20 protein-coding genes and 1 pseudogene are annotated in these 20,076 nt (G+C 66.4%); 10 read left to right on the plus strand and 11 right to left on the minus strand.

Translation table 11 applies throughout. The features are described from left to right. Nucleotides 1–103 precede the first annotated feature (103 nt). Nucleotides 104–1,393 carry an MFS transporter gene (locus MUN23_RS17490; protein ID WP_248764124.1) on the plus strand — a complete coding sequence of 430 codons (1,290 nt, stop codon included), beginning with the start codon at nucleotides 104–106 and terminating at the stop codon, nucleotides 1,391–1,393. A 43-nt stretch (nucleotides 1,394–1,436) separates the two neighbouring features. On the opposite strand, the gene MUN23_RS17495 is transcribed toward MUN23_RS17490, so the two are convergent. After that, a complete protein-coding gene (locus tag MUN23_RS17495) occupies nucleotides 1,437–2,162 on the minus strand; it encodes an IclR family transcriptional regulator (RefSeq protein ID WP_248760050.1) in 726 nt (241 codons plus the stop codon). Between the two features lie 302 nt (nucleotides 2,163–2,464). Here MUN23_RS17495 and MUN23_RS17500 point away from each other — a divergent pair, with 302 nt between their 5' ends. Next, nucleotides 2,465–3,799, plus strand: coding sequence for an MFS transporter (locus tag MUN23_RS17500; RefSeq protein WP_248760052.1), 1,335 nt, complete (start codon nucleotides 2,465–2,467; stop codon nucleotides 3,797–3,799). An 86-nt stretch (nucleotides 3,800–3,885) separates the two neighbouring features. Here MUN23_RS17500 and MUN23_RS17505 read toward each other — a convergent pair whose 3' ends face one another. The 5 genes and pseudogenes from MUN23_RS17505 to MUN23_RS17525 form a co-directional block, all read right to left on the minus strand. Next, entirely contained in the window at nucleotides 3,886–4,533 is a 648-nt protein-coding gene (locus tag MUN23_RS17505; protein ID WP_248760053.1) for a phosphoribosyltransferase, read from the minus strand. A gap of 91 nt (nucleotides 4,534–4,624) precedes the next feature. Then, complete coding sequence (locus MUN23_RS17510) at nucleotides 4,625–4,933, minus strand: serine hydrolase (protein ID WP_248760054.1); 309 nt, start codon at nucleotides 4,931–4,933, stop codon at nucleotides 4,625–4,627. A 358-nt stretch (nucleotides 4,934–5,291) separates the two neighbouring features. Then, a complete protein-coding gene (locus tag MUN23_RS17515; RefSeq protein ID WP_248760055.1) occupies nucleotides 5,292–6,119 on the minus strand; it encodes an alpha/beta fold hydrolase in 828 nt (275 codons plus the stop codon). A 4-nt stretch (nucleotides 6,120–6,123) separates the two neighbouring features. After that, a pseudogene (locus MUN23_RS17520) lies at nucleotides 6,124–6,324 on the minus strand (biotin/lipoyl-containing protein); the annotation flags it as partial. 28 nt (nucleotides 6,325–6,352) lie between these two features. Continuing rightward, entirely contained in the window at nucleotides 6,353–7,732 is a 1,380-nt protein-coding gene (locus MUN23_RS17525; RefSeq protein ID WP_248760057.1) for an amino acid permease, read from the minus strand. Nucleotides 7,733–7,906: 174 nt separating this feature from the next. Here MUN23_RS17525 and MUN23_RS17530 point away from each other — a divergent pair, with 174 nt between their 5' ends. The 6 genes from MUN23_RS17530 to MUN23_RS17555 all read left to right on the plus strand — a co-directional run bounded on the left by MUN23_RS17530 (nucleotide 7,907) and on the right by MUN23_RS17555 (nucleotide 14,465). Beyond that, nucleotides 7,907–8,386, plus strand: coding sequence for an Lrp/AsnC family transcriptional regulator (locus MUN23_RS17530; RefSeq protein WP_248760058.1), 480 nt, complete (start codon nucleotides 7,907–7,909; stop codon nucleotides 8,384–8,386). Nucleotides 8,387–8,543: 157 nt separating this feature from the next. After that, the gene (locus MUN23_RS17535; RefSeq protein ID WP_248764125.1) at nucleotides 8,544–9,254 is read left to right on the plus strand and encodes an NUDIX domain-containing protein; all 711 of its coding nucleotides are present in this window, start codon (nucleotides 8,544–8,546) and stop codon (nucleotides 9,252–9,254) included. After that, nucleotides 9,251–10,573, plus strand: a complete 1,323-nt coding sequence (gene nadA / locus MUN23_RS17540) for a quinolinate synthase NadA (protein WP_248760060.1) — start codon at nucleotides 9,251–9,253, stop codon at nucleotides 10,571–10,573. Before MUN23_RS17535 ends, nadA begins: the two co-directional genes overlap by 4 nt. Nucleotides 10,574–10,626: 53 nt before the next feature. Further along, nucleotides 10,627–12,435, plus strand: coding sequence for an L-aspartate oxidase (locus MUN23_RS17545; RefSeq protein WP_248760062.1), 1,809 nt, complete (start codon nucleotides 10,627–10,629; stop codon nucleotides 12,433–12,435). After that, the gene (nadC, locus tag MUN23_RS17550; RefSeq protein ID WP_248760064.1) at nucleotides 12,428–13,300 is read left to right on the plus strand and encodes a carboxylating nicotinate-nucleotide diphosphorylase; all 873 of its coding nucleotides are present in this window, start codon (nucleotides 12,428–12,430) and stop codon (nucleotides 13,298–13,300) included. Before MUN23_RS17545 ends, nadC begins: the two co-directional genes overlap by 8 nt. A 7-nt stretch (nucleotides 13,301–13,307) precedes the next feature. Beyond that, on the plus strand, nucleotides 13,308–14,465 hold the full coding sequence (locus tag MUN23_RS17555; RefSeq protein ID WP_248760066.1) for a cysteine desulfurase family protein: 1,158 nt from the start codon (nucleotides 13,308–13,310) through the stop codon (nucleotides 14,463–14,465). Between the two features lie 78 nt (nucleotides 14,466–14,543). Here MUN23_RS17555 and MUN23_RS17560 read toward each other — a convergent pair whose 3' ends face one another. The 3 genes from MUN23_RS17560 to MUN23_RS17570 are packed head-to-tail and all read right to left on the minus strand — an operon-like array spanning nucleotide 14,544 to nucleotide 16,611. Then, entirely contained in the window at nucleotides 14,544–15,035 is a 492-nt protein-coding gene (locus MUN23_RS17560) for a GtrA family protein (RefSeq protein WP_248760068.1), read from the minus strand. A gap of 17 nt (nucleotides 15,036–15,052) precedes the next feature. Further along, nucleotides 15,053–15,901, minus strand: a complete 849-nt coding sequence (locus tag MUN23_RS17565; RefSeq protein ID WP_248760070.1) for a fumarylacetoacetate hydrolase family protein — start codon at nucleotides 15,899–15,901, stop codon at nucleotides 15,053–15,055. Between the two features lie 47 nt (nucleotides 15,902–15,948). Then, a complete protein-coding gene (locus MUN23_RS17570; RefSeq protein ID WP_248760072.1) occupies nucleotides 15,949–16,611 on the minus strand; it encodes a DUF1684 domain-containing protein in 663 nt (220 codons plus the stop codon). A 94-nt stretch (nucleotides 16,612–16,705) separates the two neighbouring features. Here MUN23_RS17570 and MUN23_RS17575 point away from each other — a divergent pair, with 94 nt between their 5' ends. After that, entirely contained in the window at nucleotides 16,706–17,515 is an 810-nt protein-coding gene (locus tag MUN23_RS17575) for a hypothetical protein (RefSeq protein WP_248760073.1), read from the plus strand. A 70-nt stretch (nucleotides 17,516–17,585) separates the two neighbouring features. Next, nucleotides 17,586–18,392 carry a transglutaminase family protein gene (locus MUN23_RS17580; protein WP_248760075.1) on the plus strand — a complete coding sequence of 269 codons (807 nt, stop codon included), beginning with the start codon at nucleotides 17,586–17,588 and terminating at the stop codon, nucleotides 18,390–18,392. Nucleotides 18,393–18,454: 62 nt separating this feature from the next. On the opposite strand, the gene MUN23_RS17585 is transcribed toward MUN23_RS17580, so the two are convergent. Next, entirely contained in the window at nucleotides 18,455–18,925 is a 471-nt protein-coding gene (locus tag MUN23_RS17585) for a MarR family winged helix-turn-helix transcriptional regulator (protein ID WP_248760077.1), read from the minus strand. Continuing rightward, entirely contained in the window at nucleotides 18,925–20,034 is a 1,110-nt protein-coding gene (locus MUN23_RS17590; RefSeq protein ID WP_248760079.1) for an LLM class flavin-dependent oxidoreductase, read from the minus strand. Before MUN23_RS17590 ends, MUN23_RS17585 begins: the two co-directional genes overlap by 1 nt. Nucleotides 20,035–20,076: the final 42 nt, after the last annotated feature.

The following is a 20,076-nucleotide window of genomic DNA, read 5'->3' on the forward strand; positions in this document are numbered from 1 at the left end:
GCCCCAGCCGGCCTCTATAATTGGATAGTTACCGGGTTGCGCGCATCGGGAGGAGGGACGATGCGCATTACTGAACGAGCCCGGAACCTTGAACTCTTCAACAATGTCCTCCCTGCCCGCTTCCCTGGAAGCGCCGCTTTCTTCTGACAGTGCGCCTGCCTCCGCTGCGCCGGCTCCGCCCACCGGGCGGTTCGCCAGGCTCCCGCACCTCGCAGGCCGCAGCTTTATCCCCCTGGGCCTGTTCGCCCGGCTGCCATTGGCCATGCTTACCGTCGGTGCCCTGACCCTTGTTACGTCCGTGACGGGCTCCTACGCGCTGGGTGGCACTGCGGCCGGTGCTGTGGGGATCGGCTCGGCCCTCGGCGCCCCGGTTTTTGGGGCCCTCGCAGACCGCAGGGGGCAGCGGCCCGTACTTCTGGTGGCGGCGGTGCTCAACACTTTGGCTGTCCTGGCCCTGATCGGGACGGCTTGGGCTGCGCCCGAAGCCGGGTCTTTTCCCGTGGCCCTGATCGCCGCCGCATTCCTTGCTGGGGCCAGCTGTCCGCAGGTAGGGCCGCTGGCCAGGGTGCGCTGGATGGCGCTCACCTCGCGGGGCAAGGGAGCGAAGGGCGGCAGGGATCTGGACACGGCCCTGTCGTACGAAGGCACGGCTGATGAGCTGACGTTCGTGCTGGGACCGGCTCTGGTGGGTATCCTGGCCAGCCTGGTGGCCCCTTGGCTGCCGTTGGCCTTGGCCGCAGCCATTACCATCACGCTAGTGCCCGCCTTTGCCGTGCACTCCACGCACAAGGCGGTTCCCCTGAACCGGGGCTCGGCAGCTTCGCGCAAGGCTGCGAGGATTCCTGCTGTCGTCGCACTGCCCGTCCTGGCGATGGTGGCCATGGGCACTTTCTTCGGGTCCGCCCAGACTGCTTTGAGCTCCTTCTCCGCCAGTTTCGCCACCTCGGAAATCGCCGGACTGCTGTATGCGGTCATGGGACTGAGTTCGGCCGCCGCAGCCCTGTCCGTGGCGTACTGGCCCCAGCGCTTCGCTCCCGCCGCCCGGTGGCTGGTCAGCTCGGCACTCATGACGGTGCTCGCGTTGCTGCTGCTGGTGCCCGGATCGTTGGGCGGCATGATTGCGGTGCTTCTGGTCCTGGGATTGCCCGTGGGCCCCGTGATGGTCACAGTCTTCGCGATCGGAGGCCTGGTGGCGCCGGTGGAAAGGCTGGGCACTGTGATGACAGCTCTGGCAAGCGGGATCGTGGCGGGTACCGCACTGGGGGCCGCCGTTGGTGGCCAGCTGGCGCAGGCCCACGGCTACCACGCCGCCTTCATTGTGCCTGTGATTGCCGCCGGCGGCCTGCTGGTGCTTGGTGCCGCGGCCGCCGTCATTCTCCGCAAACGCCACTGATCGACGCCGGGTGCTGGTCATGGCCAGACGGCGTGTGCAATGGTCAGCCCAGCTGGGCCTGAATGCGCGCGGCGCCCGCCATCAGCGCAGCGGCGATTTCGTCCGGATTCTGGGCTGCCCGGATATAGACGACGGCCAGCGCGGCTGGCCGGCCGGCAGGGACCCTGACCGGAACTGCCACGGAGGAGACCCCGGCGATGACTTCATCGTGGCTGGCGGCATAGCCCAGCTGCCGCGCGGTTCCCGCCTCGGGCCGGTAGGGGATTCCCGGGGCTGCCGCATGCCACTCAGGTGCTGAATAGGCGGACTGGATCGCAATGCCGGGGGCACCCGCGCTTATGGGATGCCGGGAGCCGGGGTGCTGGACGATGGCGGCCCCGGTATGCCGCGGGTCCACGGTGACCAGCGTGACACAGTCATCGCGGTCCCAGACGGCCACAAAGGCACTCATGGTCAGGGAGTTCGCGAGTTGCGTCAGTTCCGGCAGCGCCGCCGTCTGCAGGTTGCGGGCAACCCCCCGCGCCAGGACAGCCAGCCCGGGCCCCGGCTGGACTCTGCCCGCGTCATCGCGCACCAGCAAGGAGTGATCCTCCAGGGTCCGCAGGATCCGGTAGGCCACGGAACGGTGAACCCCCATGGCGTCGGCAAGTTCCGCAATGGTCAAGGGAGTCTCCGCGGCCGCCAGGATTTCCAGCGCACGGATTCCGCGCGACAGGGTCTGGGACGGCGAAGCCTGAGCTGCTCCGGCGGGGACTGCGGTGGGCGTCATGGTCCCATCCTAGGCGGCTGCACGGGCGCTGCCCGGGTGCCGTGACGGTGCTTCCCTCACCAGGACTGTGTGCGGATTTCGAAAAGCTCTGTGCTGATTCCGAAAAGGAAGTTCAACTATGGAACTGACTCGCGTCAACTATGGAACTGATCCGTGCGGAGAATCAAGAAAAAATAGTGCGTTTCATCACATCTTCGCGTAACGTCATACTAACTGACCGTTCGATCAGTAAATCGGACGGCCTAAATCCACCGTCGGCAGCCGTTATCCCCAACCAGGCTGCCCCAAGCCACGGAGTTCCAATGACCGAAACTTCACGCGTCGATTCCGAGGCGGGCCCGAGCAGCAAGCACGAGGAACGCAAGGTCCTCGCAGCAACGCTGGTCGGCACCACCATCGAGTGGTACGACTTCTTCATCTTCGCCCAACTGACGGGTACCCTGCTGTCCCCGCTGTTCCTGGCTCCGCTGAACGAATCCAATCCGGGCCTGGCCCAGATCCTGTCCTTCGCGCTGATCGGCATCAGCTTCCTGTTCCGCCCGCTGGGTGCAGTGGTTGCCGGCCACCTCGGTGACCGGCTCGGACGCAAGGCCATGTTGGTCTTCACCCTCCTGATGATGGGCGCAGCCACCTCTCTGATCGGCATGCTGCCGACCTACGCGCAGATCGGCGTCTGGGCCCCCATCTTGCTGATCATCCTCCGCATTGCCCAGGGCTTCTCCGCCGGCGGTGAATGGGGCGGCGCTGCCCTGATGGCAGTGGAGCACGCCCCCAAGAGCCGGCGCGGCGTGTTCGGCGCGTACCCGCAGATCGGCGTCCCGGTCGGCATGATCCTGGCCACCGGCCTGCTCTTCATACTCAACTCGAACATGTCCAAGGAAGACTTTGCTTCGTGGGGCTGGCGCGTTCCGTTCCTGCTGTCCATCGTGCTGATTGTGGTGGGATACCTGATCCGGCGGGCCGTGGCCGAGAGCCCAGTCTTCCAGGAGATGGCGGCCCGAAAGGCCGAAAGCAGGGCGCCGCTCAGCGAGCTCATTCGTAGCCACAAGAGGCCAGTCCTCTACTCGACCATGATCTTCATCGCCAACAATGCCGCTGGCTACCTGTTGATCGCTTTCTTCATCTCCTACGCCACCAGGACGCTGAAGATGCCGGTCCCGGAAATCCTGCTCGCCACCACCCTCGCCTCCTTCGGCTGGCTGATCTTCACGCTCGCCGGCGGCTGGCTCTCAGACCGGATCGGCCGGGTCAAGACGTTCCTGATCGGGTATGCGATCATCTTCGTCTGGATGATCCCGATGTTTGCCCTGATCGACACCAGGAATATCTGGCTCTACGGCGTGGCGCTCTTCGTCCTGACCATCGGACTCGGTCTCTCATACGGCCCCATGTCGGCGATGTACGCCGAGATGTTCCCGGCCAATGTCCGCTACTCGGGCATCTCCATCGGGTACGCGTTCGGTGCGATCCTGGGTGGTGCCTTCGCCGCAACCATTGCCGAGACGCTGCTGCAGAGCACCAAATGGACCGGATCCATCGGCATCTACATCATGATCCTGTGCGTGATTTCGGCTGTCGGGGTTGTGCTTGCCAAGGAGACGAAGGGCAACCCGCTCGGCGTCAGCAGCCACCACTAAAGTTGTACGCATCGTAGAACGGCGGGTTCGGGCCATCTGGCCTGGACCCGCCGTTTGGCTTTCCGGGCCCGGTGTTGCCGTCGGGCCTACTGGTTCAGCAGGCTGATGGCGTCCTCATCGGCCAATTGTTCGAAGTGCCGGTAGAAGCTGCCAACGGCGCGGAACTTGCCCGGCAGATGCAGGCACAGCACGGCGTCGCACACCCGCGACACGGCCGTGTAGGCTTCCACCGAACCCACCGGCGCTGCGGCGACGACCCGTGCCGCACCACCGGAACGGGCTGCCTCGGCGGCAGCGCGCATGGTGGCTCCGGTGGCCAGGCCGTCGTCGAGCAGTAGAACTGTTTGACCGGTGAGGTCGTTGCTGATCCCCGGGTAAGTCGCGGCCCGGCGGAGCAGCTCGGCCCTCTCGCGTTTCTCCACTTCGTCCAGCCACTCCTGGCGGACGCCGTGGTCCAGAATGCGGGTGATCAAGGGACGGTTGAGCAGGCGCACTATCCGGCCTCGCGACCAGGCCAGCGCACCGAACGCTGTTTCGTCGTGGCCGGGGATGCCGAGTTTCCGGACCAGAACGGCGCCGAGTGGCAGGTACAGGGCCTTGGCAGCCGCGGCGGCCACAGGGATGCCGCCGCGGGCCAGCCCCAGGACGATGGTGTCGGGGCGTTCCCGGAACTGCGTGAGCACCGCCGCCAGCCGTTCACCGGCATCGGTGCGGTCTTCAAAACGCGTGCTCATTGTTCCCTCTCCGGCTGTCTCCGCCACGCTTCCAGCCTACCTTCTGCTGCCGCGCCGGGAACCGGGGATACTTCCTCCCACTGCTGCTCAGTTACGGGAGGGCGGCGGTAACAGCCTTGGTGATTTCCTGGATCACCACAGTCCGTTCAGGGATGTCGCTCAGGTCGGCACCCTTCGTTAAAACCACCAGCACGTAGCTGCCGGAGGACATCGAGAGGACGGCGGCGTCGTGGAGTTCGTTATCGAGCAGCCCGTATTTGTGGAAGACGGTGACCCCGTCCGGAACTGCGGCCGGAATGAGGTTTTCGTAGTTGGTGTCCTGCATGTAGGACAGGAGCTGCTCCGTATGCTCCTGGTCCAGGAGCCGGCCCTCGAACAGTTCCGCCAGGATATGGGCCATCTCGGGCGGTCGAAAGCGTATTCACCTGGAACTCCGAAGAGAACGCGCCCAGCCGATCATCGAGGGACGCTGAACCCTCCTCCACGAGGTGGTAATAGGCCGCGGCGGTCAGGATCTTGGCCGTGCTCGCTGCCTCGAACGGTTACTCCACTCCGTACTGGTGCACGTCCCCGCCGTCGGTAGCCATCAGCGCAACACCCACCTGGTACTGGCTGTTTGGCGCCGTTGATGGCATCGATGGCTGCGTCCAGGCCCGCGTCAATCGGGGCGGAGCTTGCAAAGGTGTCGATGCCAATTGATGTGCGCGATGCCGCACCCTGCACGGGCCGGGCAGGCGCCAGTACGTAGGCGGCAGTGGTCAGACCCCTAGGAAAGCGATGGCGCCCTGTTTGAACGCGCGGCTGGTGATGGCGTTGGTGTGGTTTCGCCCGGGCAACGTCAGCTGTTCAGCCATGGACCCTGCCCGGATTCCGAGTTCGGCAAGCTGCGGCATGGTGGCCGCACGTTCATCCTGGTCGCCGGCCACAAGAAGCATCGGCATGTGGGGAACGGCTTCGGCAGGATCGAAGGGCTCGGCCTTGATGGCATCCACAAGGGACAGCAGCGCGAAGATGTTGTTGCTCGGCAGGAGCATGGCCATCTTGAGCAGGCCGGCCGTTGACCCGTCCGCGATGGGGGTTCCGTCTGCGAGGTAGTTCTGGGCGGCGATGAGGTCAAAGGCTGCCAGCGGATCGGCGATGTTCGGTCCGCCCAGGACCAGGCGGTGGACGATCTCGGGCTGGGTGGCGCCGAATTCCCAGGCGAGCCGGGCGCCCAGCGAATAGCCCACAACGTCCATCCCGCTAGTGGGGTCACCGTCGTGCAATGGCCGCACGCCGGCGTCGAACGCTATCTGCAGCAGATCTGCGCGGATCCGGCTGGGGGAGTAGGAGTCCATGTCTTCGGGGGCGCCGCTGCGGCCGTGTCCTGGCAGGTCCACGGTGATGACGCGGCGGCCAGCCGCCAGCAGGGCCGCCACCCAGCCGGTGTCATGCCAGTTGAGCTTGCTGGAAGAGGAGAAGCCGTGCAGCAGCAGCACAGGGCGCAGTCCGGCGTCGTTCTGGGGGTCGTGCACCTCCACAAAAAGTTGGGGGTCCGTGCCCTCAACGGTGTGGGAATGCATCTCGCCGGTGTGCCTGCCGCTCATGGTGTCAGTCCTCATCAAGTACGGCGCTCAGGCGGACCCGGCGCGTCGGTGCCTCGTCCTTCGGGACCGTGCCCACGATTCCGGCGGTGTTGTCCGGCACCTCGAACACGATCAGGGGTTCGCCGACATTGATCCTGTCGCCTGCCCCACCGAAGATACGGACCACTTTACCTGCCTGCGGACTGGGCAGTTCAACAGCGGATTTGAGGGCTCATGACGACATCTGCTGCCAACTACATTGGCTGGCGATCGCGCGTGGTCAGCCGGGCGCCGAGCCAGCACGCCGCCGCGAGACAGGCGACCAGAACGAACGTGCTCAGCAGCTGTCCGCGGCTGCTATCCGCGCTGAAGCCGACGGCGAAGATCAGGCCCAGGAGGACCAATCCGAAGATAGTCAGGCCCGGGAAACCCTTCATCCGCAGCGGAAGTTCGGCACCTTCCCGGTCCGCCCGGCGCCGGAGGATCAGCTGCGAAACAAGGGCCGTGCCCCAGACCACCAGGCACGTGGATCCGACCAGCTGGAACAAGGCCGGCAGGATCCGGTCCGGGAACAGCAGCTCCAGAACCGTGGCGAAGAAACCGAACGCCACCGACACGCCTACGGCGATCATCGGCACGCTGGCGCCGCTGAGCCTGGCCAGGAACCCGGGAGCCTCGCCGCGTTCGGCGAGCGAGTACACCATGCGGGACGCGCCGTAGAGGTTGGCGTTCAGTGCCGAGAGAAGCGCGACGACGGCAACGAGGGTGATCGCCGTGCCGGCGCCCGGGATCCGGGCCGCGTCGAGCACGCCGGCAAATGGCGAGGCGAGTCCTTCGGAGGAGACCGGCAGGACGGCCGCGATGACAAAAACCGACCCGATGTAGAAGACCAGGATGCGCCACAACACCGTCCGGATCGCCTTGCCCACACTGTGCTCCGGGTCCTCCGTTTCCGCGGCGGCCACGGCCACGATCTCGGTTCCGCCGAAGGCAAAGATCACCACGAACAATGCCGTGGCGATTCCGCCAAGCCCGGCGGGGGCAAAATCAGTGGTGATGTTAGCGAGTCCAGGCGAAGCTACGTCGGGCAGGAGGCCCAGCAGCAGGGCCGCCCCCACGGCCAGGAACGCCACAATGGCGGCAACCTTCAGGATGGCGAACCAGAATTCGAACTCGCCGAAGTTCTTGACGCCCGTGAGGTTGATGGCCGTAAACACAACCATAAAGATGAGTGCCAGGGCCCAGACGGGGATAACCGGCCAGACGGAGAACAGCAGGCCCGCTGCGCCCAGGGCTTCCGCGGCGATGACCACCACCAGCTGGAGCCACCACAGCCAGCCCACCGCAGCGCCGGCGGTTTTTCCGAGCGCCCGCTCGGCGTAGACGGAGAACGCGCCGCTGGTGGGATTCGCAGCGGCCATCTCGCCCAGCGCCCACATCACCAGGATGATGAGCGTCCCGGCGACCAGGTACGAGATCAGCACGGCGGGCCCCGCGGCCTGGATTCCGGCCCCCGAACCCAGGAACAGGCCGGCGCCGATGGCGCTGCCCAGTCCCATCATGGTGAGCTGCCGGGGTTTCATGGTGTGGCCGAGGTGGGATTCCGGCCGCACTGCCGTGGACTTCGATGTCATGCCTGAGAACCTTCTTGGGGTTGGGGTTGGTGCCCCCGCGGGGACCACTTGAATTTACCGCCTAAGTCGCTGCCCGCGGGCAACGGTTGTGGAACGATGGTGGCACTTTGAGTCACTAGGACGACTATTGGCTAGCAACTTGCTTACCCCATGGCGGTGCATGAAGGAGATTGTATGAACGTGGATACCCTGGATGCCAAAATTGTCCGATTCTTTACTGACACTCCGCGGGGCTCGGTGCTGGAGGCCTCGAGGGTCCTGGGCGTCGCCCGCGCCACCGTCCAATCGCGGCTGGACAGGATGGCGGAGGCCGGCGTAATCAGCTCGTGGGTGCCCCGGCCTGACCCGGCAAGATTCGGCTTCCCGGTGGTGGCCTTCTGCTCACTGACCATCAACCAGGACCTGGGCCACGGTGCGGTTGCCGAGGCGCTGGCCGCGATCCCGGAACTGATCGAGGTCCACACCGTTTCGGGCAGTTCGGACCTTATGGCGAGGATCGCCGCGCGGTCCAATCCGGACCTGCAGCGTGTTCTGGATGCGATGATCGCCACCAGAACCGTGCTCCGCGCGTCGTCCGTGATTGTCCTCAACACCCATTTCCAGGGCAGGACGCTGAACCTGCTCGAAGCCGCGGCCGCCAGGCCGCCGGAGTAAGGTCTCCGGGGACCCGCCCAAGGAGCCTTCGTCCAGTCGCGCGGAGCGGCGAAACATTTTGAATCAGAGGAAGGTGGCCGTAGAATCAGTTCTAGTCAAAATGACTATAACTAATTGATGGCAATGAAGCACAGGAGCAGGGAGCGGGTGAGTGACCGTGTACAGCAGCTCAGCGAACGTCTCCGAACGGGCCAGCGCTGCACCCTCGCTCGCGATCTCCACCGTCATCTTCGCCCTGCGGCCCAGCGAGTCCTCGGGCCGGCCCACCCTCTGGCTTCCCCTGGTCCGCAGGATCCGTGAGCCGTACAAGGACCTTTGGGCCCTTCCCGGCGGACCGCTGACGCATGTTGAATCCCTGCAGGACGCCGCGTCCCGGAACCTCCGGGAAACCACCGGACTCACGCCCAGCTACCTGGAGCAGCTCTACGCGTTCGGCGGGCTGCACCGCTCACCCACCCAGCGCGTGGTGTCGATCGTTTACTGGGCGCTGGTCCAGCCCACCGAGGCCGCCCTGGCCGACGAATCGGAGAACGTGAAGTGGTTCAGGGCAGACAAGGTGGGGGACCTGGCCTTTGACCACAACGCCATTGTTGAGTACGCGCTCCGGCGCCTGCGGAACAAGCTGGCCTACGGCTCGGTGGCCTACCACTTCCTGGGGGAGTACTTCACGCTCGCCCAGGTCCGGGAAGTTTATGAAGCCGTCCTGGACACCCGGCTGGACCCGGCCAACTTCCGCCGCCAGCTCAAATCCACGCCGGAGATCGAAGAAACCGGCGAATACCTCCAGGGCGGCAAGCACCGCCCGCCACGTCTTTACCGCTTCACCGGCCGTCCCGGCCTTGACCCCGATAACAGGAGCACACCATGAGCAGCGTCAACACAGCCATCCAGCTGATCACGCGCGAACAAGCCGAAAGCGCGGCCCGAAGCGCGGCAGCAGGCAAAACAGCGGCCACCTGCAGCCCGGCGCTCGCCAAGGGCCCGTGGGAATACGACCTTGCCGAAGCCCTCGCGGGTGCCCCTGCCTACGGACCCGGCGCCTCCAGCGCGGACGTTGCCCCGGCCGCCACGCCGCGCCAGGGCCAGCTTCCGGAGGAATACAAGCTCGCCAGCGATGCCGAGCTCGATGTCCGTATCCGCGCGGCCAAGAAAAAGCTCGGGGACCGGGCAGTGATCCTGGGCCACTTCTACCAGCGCGACGAAGTCATCCAGTACGCCGACTTTGTGGGCGACTCCTTCCAGCTGGCCAACGCCGCCCTCACCCGGCCCGACGCTGAGGCCATCATCTTCTGCGGCGTGCACTTCATGGCCGAGACCGCGGACATCCTCTCCACCCCGGAACAGGCCGTCATCCTGCCCAACCTCGCTGCCGGCTGCTCCATGGCGGACATGGCGGACACCGACTCCGTGGAGGAGTGCTGGGAACAGCTCGAAGAGATTTTCGGTACCGAGGCCGACGCCGAGGGGCGGGTTCCGGTCATTCCTGTCACCTACATGAATTCCTCCGCCGCCCTGAAGGCTTTCTGCGGCCGGAACGGCGGCATCGTCTGCACCTCCTCCAACGCCAAAGTGGTCCTGGAATGGGCCTTCGAACGGGGCCAGCGGGTCCTCTTCTTCCCCGACCAGCACCTGGGCCGCAACACCGCCAAAGCCATGGGTGTGCCGCTGGAGCAGATGCCCATGTGGAACCCGCGCAAGGAACTGGGCGGCAACGACGAACAGGCCCTGCTCGATTCCCGCGTGATCCTCTGGCACGGCTTCTGCTCGGTCCACAAGCGCTTCAACGTCGGGCAGATCGAAAAGGCCCGCGCCGAGTTCCCCGGCGTCAACGTGATTGTGCACCCCGAGTGCCCCATGGAGGTGGTGGACGCCGCCGATTCCGCCGGCTCCACCGACTTCATCAAGAAGGCCATCGCAGCCGCCACCGAACCGACCACGTTCGCGATCGGCACGGAAGTCAACATGGTGAACCGGCTCGCGGCCGAGTACCCCCAGCACACCATCTTCTGCCTGGACCCGGTGATCTGCCCCTGCTCCACGATGTACCGCATCCACCCCGGCTACCTCGCCTGGGTCCTGGAGGAACTCGTCGAAGGCCGCATCGTCAACCGCATCAGCGTGGACGATTCCGTCCAGGACAACGCCAAGACCGCGCTCGAGCGTATGCTCGCTTCGCGTCCGCTGTAGCCCCTCCGCTGTAGTCCACCTCCTGTAACCCCGGAAACCGAAACGAGCCCCACATGAGCGCAGAGAGCCCAGCCGGTGGTCCGGCACCCCGGCGGCTGATCGTCGTCGGGAGCGGCATCGCGGGACTGTACGCCGCGTTGCTTGCCGCCGATGCCGGCGCCGAGGTGGTGCTGCTGACCAAGGGCGCGCTCGCGGACAGCAACACGTACTACGCCCAAGGCGGCATCTCCGCCGTCCTCGACGAGCCCGCGCCCGGGGACACTGTGGCCGCGCACATCGCAGACACACTGAAGGCCGGGGCCGGGCACTGCGACGAGGAGGCCGTCCGCGTCCTCTGCACGGAGGCCCGGCTGGATATCGCCGGCTTGGAACGCTTCGGCGTGCGTTTCGACCTGGACGACGACGGCGACCCCTCGCTCGGGCTCGAAGCCGCCCATTCCGCGCCGCGGATCCTGCACGCCGGCGGCGACGCAACCGGTGCCGGCGTGGCCAGGGCGCTCATCAGGACTGTCCTGGATGCGCAGGCCGCTGGCCGGATCCAGGTCATCGGGCACGCCCAGGTCACGTCCCTGTCACAGAGCGAAGGCCGCGTGGCGGGTGTGAATTTCCTCCACGACGGGCGGGAACTCGGCGTCCACGGCGATGCCGTGCTCCTGGCCACCGGGGGAGCGGGCCAGCTGTTCGCCCAGACCACCAACCCTGCCGTGGCAACTGCCGACGGGCTGGCGCTCGCCTGGCGGGCCGGAGCCGCCGTGGCGGACCTCGAGTTCTTCCAGTTCCACCCCACCTGCATGGTGCTGCCTGCCGATGCCCTCGAGGCCGCCGGCAACGGCACTGAACCGCTCCTGATTTCCGAAGCCGTCCGCGGCGAAGGCGCCATCCTGCTGGACGCCCACGGCGAACGCTTTATGCCCTCCTACCACCCCGACGCAGAACTTGCCCCGCGCGACGTCGTCTCCCGCAGTATCGCCCTGCACCTGGCCACCCTCGGGGATCCCAACGGGCACGTGTACCTCGACGCCATGGTGGTCGAGGCCCGGCACGGCATGGGCTATCTGGCCAAGCGGTTCCCCACCATCACCCAACGCACCCGCGAAGCCGGCGTCGACTGGACCCGGGAACTCGTCCCCGTGGCACCGGCCGCGCACTACTGGATGGGCGGGGTCCATACCGACCTCTACGGGCGGACCTCGGTGCCTGGGTTGCTTGCCGCCGGTGAGGTTGCTTGCACCGGCGTTCAAGGGGCTAATCGGCTTGCCAGTAACTCCCTTCTTGAGGGCCTTGTCTTTGGGCGGCGGGCTGTTGCTGCGTTCCTGGCCGGCAGTTCCACAGATCCCTCGGCGCCTGCGCTCTCGCCTCGCACCGGCGATCGCCTCGCAAGCTCGGCGGCCGGTCCGGCCGCTCACGCAACAACGGCGCTATCGGGACCTCCGGAACTGCCGGTGATGCTTAACGACGCGTCAGCGTCCATTTCCTGGCAGTTTGAAATGGTTCCGTCGGCTGGGCCCATGGAAACATCCTTTGCTGAGGCGGAGCCGTTTTCTCGGGTTGCTCTTCGGCGGGTGATGACTGCTAACGCTGGGGTTTTGCGGGATGGCGGATTGCTGCGGGAGGCAGGGGCTGTGCTTGGGGCTTGGGGGGCCGATGTTTTTCCCATCAATGTTCCTGATTCCCTCGATCCTCGGGAGCATGAGGATGCCAATCTTTTGTTGGCTGCGCAGCTGCTGGTGCACGCCGCGCGGGAGCGGCGGGAATCCTTGGGGGCGCATTACCGCAGCGACAGCGTGCCCGCGGATGCCGCCGTCGAACATTTTGACAAGCGTTACACCATGAGCCGGAAAGCGAGCCTCGTTAATGACTAGCCTGACCCTCCCCGCAACACCCGTCCGGGACATCCTGGAGCGGGCCTTCGCCGAGGACGCGCCCAGCGGTGACATCACCTCCCAGCTGCTGATCCCGGCGGAGGCCCGGGCCACCGCCGTGCTCAACGCCCGCGGGCCCGGCGTGTTCAGCGGCGGAACCGTCTTCCGCGACGCCATGAAGCTCATTGATCCGGAGACGGACGTGAAGTTGTTGCTTGCAGACGGTGAAGCGTTCGACGCCGGCACTCATCTCGCGCGGGTGAGGGGCAGCGCCCGCTCCGTGCTTCTGGCCGAACGGGTCGCGCTGAACCTGGTCCAGCGCATGAGCGCCATCGCCACCAAGACCGCGGAATTCGTGGAGCTTGTCGAAGGTACCAAAGCGCGCATCACCGATACCCGCAAGACCACCCCCGGCCTGCGGGTGCTGGAGCGCTACGCGGTGCGCTGCGGCGGGGGAGCCAACCACCGCTACAGCCTGTCCGACGCCGTGCTGGCCAAGGACAACCACCTGGCCGTCATGACCGGCGGCGACCCCGCCAAGCTCACCGCCCTGCTTGTCGCGGCCAAGGCCCAGCTGGGGCACACCACGCACTTCGAGGTGGAGGTGGACAGCGCCGAGCAGATCGAGCCTGTCCTCGCCGCCGGCGTTGACACCATCATGCTGGACAACTTCACCATCGATGAGCTCCGGGCCGGCGTGCGGCAGGTGGCCGGGCGGGCCATTGTGGAAGCCAGTGGCAACGTCAACCTCGCCACCGTGGCGGACATCGCCGCCGCGGGCGTGGACGTCATCTCCATCGGTGGCCTTACGCACAGCGTGGCTGCCCTGGACCTGGGCCTGGACGTCGAACTGAGGGCCGGCTGATTCGGCCATGATCTTCCTCGACGCCGCCGCCACCACGCCCGTCCGCCGCGAAGTCCTCGAGGCCATGTGGCCCTACCTGAGCGGCGAGTTCGGCAACCCCTCCAGCCATCACACGCTGGGCGAGGCCGCTGCGTTGGCGCTCGCAGGCGCCCGCGCCGCCGTGGCCAAGGTGCTCGGCTGCCGGCCGGGTGAGGTCACCTTCACCTCGGGGGGTACGGAGGCGGACAACCTTGCCGTGAAGGGCATCGCCCTGGCCCGGCAGGCTGCGGATCCGTCGGTGAACCGCGTGGTGATCAGCGCCGTCGAACATCCCGCCGTGGAAGAATCCGCCCGGTACCTGGAGCGGTTCCACGGCTTCGCCGTTGATGTGGTTCCCGTGGACAGCGCCGGCCGGGTGGTGCCCGCGGCGCTCGCCGCCGTGCTCCGGCCCGAGACCGCTGTCGTCAGCATTATGTACGCGAACAACGAAGTAGGCACCATCCAGCCGGTTGCGGAACTGGCTGCAGTGGCCACCGCGAGGGGCATCCCGTTCCATACCGACGCCGTCCAGGCCGCCGGCTGGCTGCCCCTGGATGTCAAGGCGCTGGGCGTGGATGCCCTGAGCATTTCCGGCCACAAGCTCGGCGCACCCAAAGGCTGCGGCGTGCTGTACGTCCGCGGCCGGACCCGCGTGGAGCCCCTGGTGCACGGCGGCGGGCAGGAACGCGGCCGCCGGTCCGGGACCGAAAATGTTGCCGGCGCCGTGGCGCTGGCCACCGCGCTGACGCTTGCCCACGCCGAACGGCCGGAACGGGCCGCCAGTGTGGCAGGGCTCCGCGAAGACTTCATCGCCGCCGTCCTGGACACGGTCCCCGGTGCCCTGCTCACCGGACACCGCACGGAACGGCTGCCGTCAGTAGCGTCGTTCTGTTTCCCTGGTACCAGCGGCGAATCCGTGCTGTTGGAGCTGGAGCGGCAGGGTGTGGTGTGCTCGAGTGGTTCGGCATGCGCCGCCGGCTCGGATGCGCCGTCGCCGGTGCTGACGGCGCTGGGCTACGACGCCGAGGTCGCGCAGACAGCTGTGCGGTTCAGCTTCACCTCAACCGTGACATCCGAGGAACTGGAGCAGGCGGCGGCGGCCGTGGGCACCGCCGTCGGGAATGTCTGGACCCTCGGCCGCAGCTAGCGGTCCGCAACCCAAGTGGCTCGCAGTTAACGTCGTCAAAATCGCGAATGACGACGTTAAATGCGAGCCACTTGGCAGCTAGATGTGGCGGGCGCGGCGGAAGATCCAGTGCCGCAGCATCGTGAACCGCACGGCGGTGGCCACGAAGCCTGACAGGGTGGTGGTCCACAGCTCCTCGGACACGGTGGCGTCCGGGTGGAGCCAATGCAGCACGCCCAGGCTGCCGCCGGTAATGACCAGCGCCACGGCGATGACGATCACGCCGTTGAGGTGGTCGCGGGCCATCCGGCGCTGCCCGGAGATCTTGAACGTCAGCCTGCGGTTCAGTGCCGTGTTCATCAAGGACGTCAGCACGAGGGCGGCCGCGTTGGCCAGCTGCGGTCCCAGCCATGGGCGCAGCAACGCATAGAGCGCCAGGGACGTGGCGGTGCAGATGATGCCGACGCCCGTGAAGCGGAGGAGCTGCCGCACCAGCGGAAACCTGAAGATTCCGCGGTAATGCTTGGTGGCCGGCGCACCGCGCGTGGGCTGCTGCGTCAGCTGGGCAGCGGGCGCAGCAGGGGTCTCCATGGGTCAAGCCTGACATATCAGGCGGGGGTTTCCTCCCAGGAGGCAGCCTTGACCGGGTTGCTGAGTTCGCCGATGCCCTCCACGCGGCACACCACGGTGTCCCCGGGCTGGATTCGGGCACACTCCGCCGGGAAGCCGGTCAGGACCAGGTCGCCGGCGTGCAGGGTCATGAAGGACGTCAGGTAGACGAGAATTTCGTCCACCTTCCAGCCGAGCTCGGTGCTGCTGGCGGCCTTCAGCTCGGCGCCGTTGTGGACGATGCTGATGGACCGGTCCGAGTCGTCGAGATCCGTCACGATCCAGGGGCCCACGGGGGTGAAGGTATCCTGGCTCTTGGCGCTGATCCACAGCTCGTCCGACTTCTGCAGATCGCGCGCCGAGACATCGTTGCCGATGGTGAATCCAAGGATGGCGCTGCGGGCAGTCTTCAGCGTCAGGCCACGGACGGTGCGCCCGACGACGACGGTCAGCTCGGCTTCCGGGTCCACGTGGCCCACTGCTGAGCTCAGCTCAATAGCGTCGCCGGGGCCGATGACGCTCGATGCCGCCTTGTGAAAAGCCTGCGGCGGGAGGTCCCGGCCGGCCTGGCCGGTGTTGTGCGCCATGCCGAAGACGTTGAGGGGGACCGACGGCGCCAGGAACGTGAACGAGTCCTGGTCCACTACAGTGCCGGTTTCCCAGCCGGGCCGGGCCCGGTGGTTGGCGTTTGCGCGGGACGCCTCGAAGGGGGAATCGACAACTGTCCAGGACCGGCCGGCGTCGGAGCCGAAGTCGGGGGCGTCGTTGGCCACGAAGAAATGTTCGTCGGCAACAGCCGGGGACAGGGGGCGGACACGGGCAAGGCGGCGGGGAGCGCTGGCAGTCATGATGACATCCTACGTCCTCCGGCGGCCGGTGGCCGGCTCCGGCAGGCTCAGTACAGCTCGCCCACCGGGATCTCCACGGCCAGGCGGTTGGACGGGCCGGGCAGCGGGCAGGCCCAAGCCTCGTTGTACGCGCAGGACGGGTTGTAGGCAAAGTTGAAGTCCAGGACAAACTCCGCGCCCGCCCCCGAGCCATGGACCCCATGGAACGCGCCCTTGATGGTGTCCAGGAGGTACCGGCCGGCGCCATATGTTCCGCCGGGCTGGCCAGCCGTGGCGTCCCGGAACGGAACGAAGATCCCGCCGCCGTAGCCGTGCAGCTTCCACACACCGAGCTGGCCCAGTTCGGGAAGATCGAACGTGCCCAGCCGGACAAACCGGACCATGCCGTCGGTGGCGGTTTCCACGGTCATTTCCCGGCCGGCTCCCTCAAGGGTCAGCGGCACATAGAAGCGGTAGATGGGATCGTAATCGGCCGTCTTCAGGCCGGAGAACTGCGATTTGTCCCTAGCGCTGAGGGCCGAGGCCGGATGCGTTGCGAACATCCGGTCGCGTTCATGCCGCCACAGGGAATGGGCCTCCGCCGGATCTTCAGCGGCAACCTTCCGTACCGTGTCGTACAGGGCAAACGTCCGCAGCCGCCAGTCCGCAATGTCGATGGCAGAGATGTCTGCCAGGCTCTCAAGGTCCGCACCGTACTGCTCATCCGCCATGTGCACCAGCCTAGTCCCTTGCGTGTGGGGAATGTCCGACGGCGACACGAGCCTCCCGCCCGTGGCCGCCGTCGTCCGCCGCTAGGCTGGCTGCATGACACAGAAGGCGACAATGTGGGGAGTCCGGACTGCAACGCTGCTGATGGCCGGAGTACTGGCTGCCGGGTGCAGCGCGCCCGGCGGCGGCGAGTCCACATGGACAGCTCAGCCGGACGCCTCGGCCAGCCCCGGTGCCAGTACCGGCACCACCGCCGGTGCCACCGCGTCGCCGGATCCTTCTGCCACGGCAGGTGCCTCGGGGTCCGCATCACCCTCAGCGGCGGCCACGGCGGCTGCGTGGAAGACCTTTACCGATCCGGCGAAGACCGTCAGTTTCGACCTGCCGGAGGAATGGATCGCCCAGTCCGTCACGCCCGAGGACGGGACCTTGCCGCGTGCCCTGAAGATCGAGGTGAAAAAGCAGGACGGCACGGTGGTGGCTGCTCTGCGGACGGGACTGCCGCCGTCGTCGTCCGAGTGCCCCGAGACTGCCCGGAAACCTTATGTTGTGATCAGCAGCGTGCCGGTGGAGCTTCCCGGCCTGACGGGGGAAGGCACCATCGCCCCGCACGTGGTGTTCCGCGTCATCCAGGGCTACCGCTACTTCGGCTCCTACGGCATCACCAACATTGTGGGCGGGGCTGACGGCCAGGCCTGCGAACTGCGGAATGTGGTCCGTGGCCCGGCCGGAAAAGGGGACTACTCGTTCGGTGACCTCGGAGTCCTGAGGGCCTTCGCCCCGGATGAGAAGGTGGCCCCGGCGAAGGCGTTTGACACCCTGGGCCAGGCCGCAAAGTACGTGGACGAGAGCTCGGAATTCGCGAACGTCCAACGGATGCTAATGTCTCTGGAGATCAAAAACTAGTCCTGCCCCTTGCCCCTCAACCCCGGGCCAGCGCGGGAAGTTCTACCACTACCTCACACCCCGGAGATACATGGAACGCACCGTTTCAGCACGTATGGTTTTCAGGACCATCGCCGACACGAAGGCAGCCCTGGCCATCGCTGTAGCCAAGAATCCCGGCTATACCTCGTTTGATGAATCCCTGACTGTCACGGCCGACGGTCAGCCGGTTCCGTTGCAGGAACTCGCGGACCATCATGGCGGCCGCCTGCACTACATGGAGCTCACTGAACCCGCCGAGGTCACCGTCGAGTACTCAGCGACGGTGGCCGGGCAGGCCGTCCCGGAAGAAGCCACCCTGGCTGAGCTCATCCGGTACGTGCGGCCAAGCCGCTACGCGGAGTCGGACCGGCTCCTGCCCACGGCCTATGCCGAATTCGGCGGCCTGCACGGTGCCGAGCTGCTCCAGGCCGTGCGGAGTTGGGTCTTCGGGGAATTGCGGTACATCAGCGGTTCCTCCAGGGGAACTGACGGCGCCGTGGAAACCCTCCTGCACCGCAGGGGAGTGTGCCGGGACTTCGCGCACCTGGCCATCGCCCTGCTGCGTTCCAAGGACGTCCCCGCCCGGCTCACCGCCGTGTACGCACCGGGGCTGAGCCCCATGGATTTTCACGCGGTAGCTGAGGCCCATGTCAATGGCGCCTGGCACGTCATCGACCCCACGGGGCTGGCCCCGCGGGAGTCGATGCTGCGGATCACCGCCGGCCGGGACTCGTCCGACACCGCGTTCCTGTCCACCGTGGGCGGGCGCCTGACACTGAACGAGCTGCGCGTCAGCGCTGTCGTCAACGGCCAGTTGCCGCCGGAAGATCCGGCCAAGCTGGTCATGCTGGGCTGAGATTCCCGCACGGCTCTGTTACTGGCGGGCCGTTACTTCCCGGCCAGATATTTCCCAGGCAGTTACTTTGCCGGCCGCGCTCCCACGGAATGCCGGAGTTTCTCGGTTAGTCGCTGGAGTTCCCTCTGCTCGGAAGCCGTCAGGGCCGGCCCCACCAGGATGGAGATGTCCCGCACGTGCTCCCGGCCGATCTCCTTCTGCAGGGCAGACCCCTCCTCGGTGAGCTTCAGTAGCACGCCGCGTCCGTCGTCGGGGGCTGCCATTCGGACCACAAGCCCGCGCTTTTCCAGCCTCTCAACCAGCCTGCTGAGGCTCGACTGGCTCAGCAGTACATGGTCATTGAGTTCATTGAGCCGGAGCCAGCCGGACGGACACCGGGACAGCGTGAACAGCACGTCGTACTCGTTGATGGCCACCTTTCGGAAGGCAGGACCGGCCTGCAGCCTGCGCATGACCGCAACCTGCGCCCGGAACAGGGATTCCCAGGTTTCCGCCGCCAGGCGGATGGGTGATTCGTTTCCGTCGGCAGCCATCACGCCTCCGAAGGGGCAGTCTCGGGCGCCGGTGAAGCCATCAGGGCGGCAACGCGGCCGGCATGCGTGGGCGGATCCGGCACGTGGGCGGGCTTGAGGGCAGCGTATTCCTTGCGGAGGACCGGGAGGACTTCCTCGCCGAACAGGTCAAGCTGCTCCAGCACCGTCTTCAGGGGCAGGCCTGCGTGGTCGATCAGGAACAGCTGGCGCTGGTAGTCGCCGAAGTACTCGCGGAATGTCAGGGTCTTTTCGATGACTTCCTGCGGGCTGCCCACGGTGAGCGGTGTCTGGGAGGTGAAGTCCTCCAGCGACGGGCCGTGGCCGTAGACGGGCGCGTTGTCGAAGTAGGGCCGGAATTCCTTCACGGCATCCTGGGAGTTCTTGCGCATGAAGAACTGGCCGCCGAGGCCCACAATGGCCTGGTCCGCCTTGCCGTGGCCGTAGTGCTCGTAGCGCTCACGGTACATGCCGATCAACTGCTGGTAGTGCTCCTTCGGCCAGAAGATGTTGTTCGCGAAGAAGCCATCGCCGTAGTAGGCGGCCACTTCGGCGATCTGCGGCGTACGGATGGAGCCGTGCCACACAAAGGGGGCCACGCCGTCGAGCGGCCGCGGGGTGGAGGTGAAGTTCTGCAGCGGCGTGCGGAACTTGCCGGACCAGTTCACCGTGTCCTCGTCCCACAGCCGGCGCAGCAGGCTGTAGTTCTCGATGGCCAGTTCCACGCCGTCCTGGATGTTCTTGCCGAACCACGGGTACACCGGAGCGGTGTTGCCGCGGCCCAGGACCAGATCCACGCGGCCGTCGGCCAGGTGCTGCAGCATGGCGAAGTCTTCGGCGATCTTGACCGGATCGTTGGTGGTGATCAGCGTGGTGGCCGTGGAGAGGGTGATCCGCTCGGTCTGCGCCGCAATGTACGCGAGCGTGGTGGTGGGGGATGAGGAGAAGAACGGGCGGTTGTGGTGCTCGCCGAGGGCGTAGACATCCATGCCGATTTCCTCGACCTTTTTGGCGATTGCCACGGCCGCCTTGATGCGTTCGTTCTCCGTGGGCGTCCGGCCGGTGGTGGGGTCAGTGGTGATGTCACTGACGCTGAATACGCCGATCTGCATGGTGTGCCTTCCGTTTCCTGGACTCTCTGGACTTGGGTCCAA

It is taken from the genome of Pseudarthrobacter sp. SSS035 (genome assembly GCF_023273875.1).
Lineage (GTDB): Bacteria > Actinomycetota > Actinomycetes > Actinomycetales > Micrococcaceae > Arthrobacter.

Bases quoted from the DNA above. Each gene is read 5' to 3' on its own strand.
- MUN23_RS17565 (WP_248760070.1), bottom strand. From the start codon at position 15,901: ATGACTGCCAGCGCTCCCCGCCGCCTTGCCCGTGTCCGCCCCCTGTCC.
- MUN23_RS17505 (WP_248760053.1), bottom strand. From the start codon at position 4,533: ATGAGCACGCGTTTTGAAGACCGCACCGATGCCGGTGAACGGCTGGCG.
- nadA (WP_248760060.1), top strand. From the start codon at position 9,251: ATGAGCAGCGTCAACACAGCCATCCAGCTGATCACGCGCGAACAAGCC.
- MUN23_RS17590 (WP_248760079.1), bottom strand. From the start codon at position 20,034: ATGCAGATCGGCGTATTCAGCGTCAGTGACATCACCACTGACCCCACC.
- MUN23_RS17560 (WP_248760068.1), bottom strand. From the start codon at position 15,035: ATGGAGACCCCTGCTGCGCCCGCTGCCCAGCTGACGCAGCAGCCCACG.
- MUN23_RS17495 (WP_248760050.1), bottom strand. From the start codon at position 2,162: ATGACGCCCACCGCAGTCCCCGCCGGAGCAGCTCAGGCTTCGCCGTCC.
- MUN23_RS17525 (WP_248760057.1), bottom strand. From the start codon at position 7,732: ATGACATCGAAGTCCACGGCAGTGCGGCCGGAATCCCACCTCGGCCAC.
- MUN23_RS17545 (WP_248760062.1), top strand. From the start codon at position 10,627: ATGAGCGCAGAGAGCCCAGCCGGTGGTCCGGCACCCCGGCGGCTGATC.
- MUN23_RS17585 (WP_248760077.1), bottom strand. From the start codon at position 18,925: ATGGCTGCCGACGGAAACGAATCACCCATCCGCCTGGCGGCGGAAACC.
- MUN23_RS17515 (WP_248760055.1), bottom strand. From the start codon at position 6,119: ATGAGCGGCAGGCACACCGGCGAGATGCATTCCCACACCGTTGAGGGC.
- nadC (WP_248760064.1), top strand. From the start codon at position 12,428: ATGACTAGCCTGACCCTCCCCGCAACACCCGTCCGGGACATCCTGGAG.
- MUN23_RS17500 (WP_248760052.1), top strand. From the start codon at position 2,465: ATGACCGAAACTTCACGCGTCGATTCCGAGGCGGGCCCGAGCAGCAAG.
- MUN23_RS17530 (WP_248760058.1), top strand. From the start codon at position 7,907: ATGAACGTGGATACCCTGGATGCCAAAATTGTCCGATTCTTTACTGAC.
- MUN23_RS17555 (WP_248760066.1), top strand. From the start codon at position 13,308: ATGATCTTCCTCGACGCCGCCGCCACCACGCCCGTCCGCCGCGAAGTC.
- MUN23_RS17490 (WP_248764124.1), top strand. From the start codon at position 104: ATGTCCTCCCTGCCCGCTTCCCTGGAAGCGCCGCTTTCTTCTGACAGT.
- MUN23_RS17570 (WP_248760072.1), bottom strand. From the start codon at position 16,611: ATGGCGGATGAGCAGTACGGTGCGGACCTTGAGAGCCTGGCAGACATC.
- MUN23_RS17580 (WP_248760075.1), top strand. From the start codon at position 17,586: ATGGAACGCACCGTTTCAGCACGTATGGTTTTCAGGACCATCGCCGAC.
- MUN23_RS17510 (WP_248760054.1), bottom strand. From the start codon at position 4,933: ATGGCCCATATCCTGGCGGAACTGTTCGAGGGCCGGCTCCTGGACCAG.
- MUN23_RS17575 (WP_248760073.1), top strand. From the start codon at position 16,706: ATGACACAGAAGGCGACAATGTGGGGAGTCCGGACTGCAACGCTGCTG.